Source organism: Porphyromonas uenonis 60-3, from assembly GCF_000174775.1.
GTDB classification, from domain to species: Bacteria; Bacteroidota; Bacteroidia; order Bacteroidales; family Porphyromonadaceae; genus Porphyromonas; species Porphyromonas uenonis_A.
This window is the reverse complement of record NZ_ACLR01000025.1, coordinates 1-3,159: the sequence shown is the minus strand read 5'-3', so window position 1 is coordinate 3,159 and position 3,159 is coordinate 1. Positions and strand designations below refer to the sequence as shown.

The following is a 3,159-nucleotide window of genomic DNA, read 5'->3' as shown; positions in this document are numbered from 1 at the left end:
GAGGAGGCTTGGAAAGCTATCTCCAGTGCTAATATGGCTGAGTTCATCAAGTACCTCTACAAGACCGTGCGTAAGCACTTTGGAGAGGCAGTCGTGGTGACACAAGACCCTGACGATATTTTGCGCTCCCCCGTGGTGCGAGAGAGTATCATCAACAACTCCGACTGTAAGATACTACTTGACCAGCGCAAGTACATGAACAAGTTTGACGCAATCCAAGAAGCGTTAGGCTTGACCAATAAGGAGAAGGAGCAAATCCTCTCCATCAATCAGAACAACGACCCCAACCGCCTTTACAAGGAGGTGTGGTTCGGTTTAGGGGGTATGGTGAGTGCTGTCTATGCTACAGAAGTAAGCTTAGAAGAGTACTTCGCTATACAACCGAAGCGACCGAAAAAGTAGCCGTCCAGCGACTAGCTGCACAACTCGGTGGTAACATTGAGTTAGCTATCCGCCAGATGGCACAAGCACAACGAGAAAAGAACAAATAATAAACGCCGTAGCCTATGAAAAGACTGATTAAGCCCTTATGGTTTGCTTTAGCTACACTGTCGGCATTGCTGTCAGTTGTTAGCTGTGTTAAAGATTTAGCTGTCAAAGAGCAGGAGGTGTCCTTCGATTCATCTCTGACTACTGAACAGTCTCAGATTGTGAAAGGAGACTCAACGGTCACCACCCAGCTCTTAATCAACGAGGACAAAGCAGACTGTCCACGTCCGACAAAGTATAGCGTTAGCTTTACTTATGACGAAGAGGCAGGTACGCTCTTTTTCCTCGGAAATCCTATTCAGAGTGGCAAGCCTATTTCGCTTCGTCACTCTCCGATCTAGCCTTAACCTATCAAGCTAAAAAGCTTGTAGGAAACAAGGTCGATGTGACCGTCACCAATGATGCTCCAAAGGAGCTTCGCAAGGAGCTCGTTTGGAATATACTTGCCGAAGAAGCTTACTGGGTTAAGTCCGAGCAAGAAGGTGATGGTGAAATCACTATCACGGGTTGCGACGATCTTGATGCGGTCAAGCCTGACACTAAGCTAGCGGTTTCCGCTAAGCCAGCCGATGGCTGGGAGCTAGTGGCACTGACCGCCAACGATGTGGACATCTCGAAGACAAGAGCTTCGTAGTGACTGAGAACACCACAGTGTGTGCAGTCTTCACCACAGAAGATCCAGAGACCTATGCCGTGACGCTCACGAAGGAGGGTGAAGGCAAGGTCGATATATCAGGAGCGGACAACTTAGGTGCCGTTGTGACGGGGTCTAAGTTGACGGTCACCGCTACCCCAGCCGATGGCTGGGAGATAGTCAGTATCACAGCCAACGGCAAGGACATTACAACTGATAAGTCTTTTGTGGTTACGAGTAACACTATTGTCAAGGTAGTCTTCAAGAAACTACCTCCAAAGACCTATGCTGTGACGCTCGCAAAGGAGGGTGAAGGCAAGGTCGCTATATCAGGATCGGACAACTTAGGTGCCGTTGTGACGGGGTCTAAGTTGACGGTCACCGCTACTCCAGCTGATGGCTGGGAGATTAGTAGTATCACTGCTAATGGTAGGGATATAACGACAGAGAAGAGTTTTGTAGTGACGAGTAACACGTTAGTCAGGGTTGTCTTCAAGAAGCAACCTCCTAAGACCTATGCCTTGACGCTAACGACAAGGGATGACTACTCCAGTATCTTCGTTGTTTTTCCTAATGGAGATGAAAAAGAGCTAGAAGCAGGTAAGCCAATTTCAGTTCCAGCAGGTACTAAGCTGAATGTCAAGGTTTACTTTTATTCCCAATATCGATATGTTGCTAGTATGACCGCAAATGAAGTGGATATACTCAAGGATAGGAGCTTTGTGGTGACGCAAGATACAGCTCTTAAAGTGGTTAGTGCGCCAACGCTGTCCACAAGGGTTAATCTAACTGGTAGGGGAAAAGTTTCTGTCACGGTTGCTGATGGTAGAAAAAAGGTTTACACTCTGCAAGATAAACCCGACAGGCCTGATGATGCTTGCTATATTTTAGCTAGTATTGGAGCTCTTGATCCAGGTACTAAGTTGACGGTCACCGCTGAACCAGCCGACGGCTGGGAGCTGGAAGGTATCACCGCCTATCGTAAGGATATTACAGCCAGTAAGACCTTTACAGTGACAAGTGATACCGATCTCTACGTTTTCTTCCGCAAGAAAACTACTAAGACGTATAAGGTAACGGTTGTTTGTTCTGAGGGAGGATCAATTGAGCTAAAACGACACAACCGAGTATTCGATCGTTTTGAGTCTGTTGATCTTGACAGGGTTCCCGAGGGAACCTACCTTACTGCCTTCTCAAATCCGAACGAAGGTTACGAGCTATCCGAATGCCTTTTCAATGGCATATTGCGGGGTGGCGGTGTGATCAATAAGGATACAGAGGTTCGTGCGGTTTTTCGACCCAAATACTCCACCAATAAGAATAAGTCTAATTTCTAAATAATAAATACAATGAAACAGATAATCAAAACATTTTCTCTCGTTCTAGTCTCTCTATCAGCTCTGCTTTTTGCGAGTAGTTGCAAGGATGACCTTAAGCCTCAGGAGCAGGAGGTGGATTTTTCCGTCTCCTGCACCCCGCCACAAGCTCAGATCAAGCGTGAGGGACAGATGGTGACCACCCAGCTCTTAATAACAGAGCAAGAGGTGGAGTGCCCACGTCCGACAAAGTATAGCGTCAGCTTTGCTTATGACGAGACAGTAGGCACGCTCCTCTTCCTCGGTAAGAGCGTACAGAGTGGTGCCTCTATCCCGCTAGCGTCCCTGACGAACCTTAGCCTGACCTATCAAGCTAAGGAGCTTGTGGGGAACAAAGTCAAAGTGACCGTCACCAACGATGCCCCTAAGGCTGTAAGCAAAGAGGCAACGTGGACAGTCAATGCAGACGACACCTACAGTGTGGAGACCTCACAGGAAGGTGAGGGAGAGCTTGTCGTCCGTGGTGCTAAGAACCTCCAGCGAGTACCCGCAGGTACAGAGCTAACGGTCTTTGCCACACCAGCCGACGGTTGGGAGCTAGTCGCTCTAACCGCCAATGATGTGGACATACTCAAGAGCAAGACTTTTGAGGTTGCTGGCAACACGACTGTACGAGCAACTTTTACGAAGAAAGCTCCAACGACCTACGCTGTCACGCTC

4 protein-coding genes and 1 pseudogene are annotated in these 3,159 nt (G+C 48.1%); all 5 read left to right on the top strand.

Annotation, left to right across the window (positions count from 1 at the left end):
- A pseudogene (locus tag PORUE0001_RS00895) lies at positions 1 to 491 on the top strand (TraG family conjugative transposon ATPase); the annotation flags it as partial.
- Between the two features lie 159 nt (positions 492 to 650).
- Positions 651 to 830 (top strand): hypothetical protein, encoded by a 180-nt coding sequence (locus tag PORUE0001_RS10500; RefSeq protein WP_007364561.1) that lies wholly within the window; start codon positions 651 to 653, stop codon positions 828 to 830.
- A gap of 44 nt (positions 831 to 874) precedes the next feature.
- Complete coding sequence (locus PORUE0001_RS00885; RefSeq protein ID WP_007364558.1) at positions 875 to 1,123, top strand: hypothetical protein; 249 nt, start codon at positions 875 to 877, stop codon at positions 1,121 to 1,123.
- Positions 1,123 to 2,460, top strand: coding sequence for an InlB B-repeat-containing protein (locus tag PORUE0001_RS00880; protein ID WP_039865169.1), 1,338 nt, complete (start codon positions 1,123 to 1,125; stop codon positions 2,458 to 2,460). Before PORUE0001_RS00885 ends, PORUE0001_RS00880 begins: the two co-directional genes overlap by 1 nt.
- Before the next feature lie 12 nt (positions 2,461 to 2,472).
- Positions 2,473 to 3,159: InlB B-repeat-containing protein (locus tag PORUE0001_RS00875; RefSeq protein ID WP_007364559.1), on the top strand; the 687-nt coding region annotated here is incomplete at its 3' end.